The organism is Streptomyces sp. SBT349 (assembly GCF_001083795.1).
Lineage (GTDB): Bacteria > Actinomycetota > Actinomycetes > Streptomycetales > Streptomycetaceae > Streptomyces.
This window is the reverse complement of record NZ_LAVK01000674.1, coordinates 1-1,344: the sequence shown is the minus strand read 5'-3', so window position 1 is coordinate 1,344 and position 1,344 is coordinate 1. Positions and strand designations below refer to the sequence as shown.

Below are 1,344 nucleotides of genomic sequence, written 5' to 3'. Positions count from 1 at the left end.
TCGGCCCCTTCCGCCCCTTCCGTCACCCTGGCGCGCAGCTCGGCGCGAGTCGGCAGCGGCTCCGTGAGGGTGGGGAAGACCCGGGCGGCCACCCGCCCGGTCATCCCGTAGAACCGCCGCCACGCCTCGTACTCCCGCTCGGACCCGGTCACCCGGGCGAACGCCTCCCGCGTCCTCGCCTCCCCGCCGCCGATCAGCAGCCCGCCGGGGCGGCCGTCGCGGACCACCGGCGTGTACGAGGAGATCCGCCGGGCCCGCAGCTCCAGATCCAGGCCGAGGTCCCGCACGATCCGCCGCGGCAGCAGGCTGACCAGATAGGCGTACCGGGAGAGCCGGGCCGCCACGCCGGGGAAGGTCTCGTCGGAGACGGCGGCGCCACCGGTGCGGCCCAGGCGCTCCAGCACCAGGACCCTGCGCCCCGCGCGGGCCAGATAGGCGGCGGCCACCAGGCCGTTGTGGCCGCCGCCGACGATGACGGCGTCGTAGGAACCGAAGTCGGGCATGGCCCTTGGTAGCACGGAGGGCGGCTTCCGGCCAGCGTCCCCCGGGGCGGGGCCCGGAGCCCTGGCGGGCCCGCCGCGCCCTCGCTAGGGTCCCGGCAGGCGCGGCAGACGAAGGGGTGTCCGATGGCTGAACAGGTGATCCTCCCGGCGTTCCCGGCGCCGCTGCGCCGGCTCGGCGCGCGGGCGGCCCCGACCGTCGAGGGCGAGGACGCGCTGACCCTCACCGCGGGTCCGGGGACCGACCTCTTCGCCGACCCGGGCGGCCCCGACCGCTTCGCGAACGCCCCGGCCCTGGTGAGCCGCCTGCCGGGGGACCTCACGCTGAGCGCCCGCGTTACCCTGGATCTCGCGGCGACCTATGACGCCGGGGTGCTGCTCGTGCACGCGGGGGACGACGCCTGGGCCAAGCTCTGCGTCGAGCTCTCCCCGCAGCGCCGCCCCACGATCGTGTCCGTCGTCACCCGGGGCGTCTCCGACGACGCCAACGGCTTCACCGTCGAGAGCGGCGACGTCTGGCTGCGCGTCGCCCGCATCGGCGCGGCCTACGCGTTCCACGCCTCCACGGACGGCCGGTTCTGGCACCTGGTGCGGTACTTCGCGCTCGACCCCGGGGCGGAGATCGGCTTCCTCGCCCAGTCCCCGACCGGCCCCGGCGCCACGGTGCGCTTCACGGGCATCACCGTCACCCGCCGCACCCTCACCGACCTGCGCGGGGGCACCTGAACTGTCAGTCGGCCGCCGTAGGGTGGAAGGCCGCCGCGCCTCCCGGCAGTCCGCCGCGTTCCGCCGCGTTCCCGTCGTCACCGAAGGAGCCCATGCAGCACGACACCCGCCACCCTGC

General features: G+C 76.1%; 2 protein-coding genes. One reads left to right on the top strand and one right to left on the bottom strand.

The annotated features are described in order from the left end of the window. A partial coding sequence (locus ADY01_RS35735) for a phytoene desaturase family protein (protein ID WP_049581063.1) occupies nt 1–503 on the bottom strand: 503 nt, incomplete at its 3' end. 123 nt (nt 504–626) lie between these two features. On the opposite strand from ADY01_RS35735, the gene ADY01_RS35730 reads away from it, so the two are divergent. Beyond that, nucleotides 627–1,226: a DUF1349 domain-containing protein gene (locus tag ADY01_RS35730; RefSeq protein ID WP_049581062.1), complete on the top strand. Its 600-nt coding sequence runs from the start codon at nt 627–629 to the stop codon at nt 1,224–1,226. Nucleotides 1,227–1,344: the final 118 nt, after the last annotated feature.

Excerpts from the sequence above, each read along its gene's own strand:
- ADY01_RS35730 (WP_049581062.1), top strand. The coding sequence starts at position 627 with ATGGCTGAACAGGTGATCCTCCCGGCGTTCCCGGCGCCGCTGCGCCGG.